The sequence below is a fragment of the Novacetimonas hansenii JCM 7643 genome, assembly GCF_000964405.1.
GTDB lineage: Bacteria > Pseudomonadota > Alphaproteobacteria > Acetobacterales > Acetobacteraceae > Novacetimonas > Novacetimonas hansenii.
On record NZ_BANE01000410.1, the window covers coordinates 1 to 399 of the forward strand.

At 61.7% G+C, this 399-nt stretch carries 1 pseudogene; it reads right to left on the reverse strand.

The annotated features are described in order from the left end of the window. A pseudogene (locus tag B7G66_RS16820) lies at nt 1–254 on the reverse strand (DNA primase); the annotation flags it as partial. Nucleotides 255–399 lie beyond the last annotated feature (145 nt).

A 399-nucleotide genomic window follows, 5' to 3' on the forward strand; every position in this document is an offset into this window, starting at 1 on the left:
TCGCGGATGATGTCGAGCAGATCGCCATGCTGCCCTGTCGCGCCATCCGTCCATTTTCCCGCACAGCCACGTCCATCCGGTCCCCCATGCAGACGGACATAGAGCGACCGTCCCGGCGTGTTATGAACGTCGCCGACCAGCCAGTAATTGCCATGCCGTCGCCCGGCCGAGAGGTAATGAAGGCACACCGCTTCTGCGTTCTCCGCCAGCCTGCGGGCCAGATCGGCGGCATCCCATGGCGGCATGTCTGTCATTGCCCCCTCCCTGCAGGCTTGAAGACGCCATAATTCCCCCGTAACGGCAGGAGCAGCGGGTTTCGGCCCGACAGATAACGAAGGATAGTCCCATGAAGATTGCCGATCTGGTCGATCATATCGCCACCACCACCGACACGAGCAA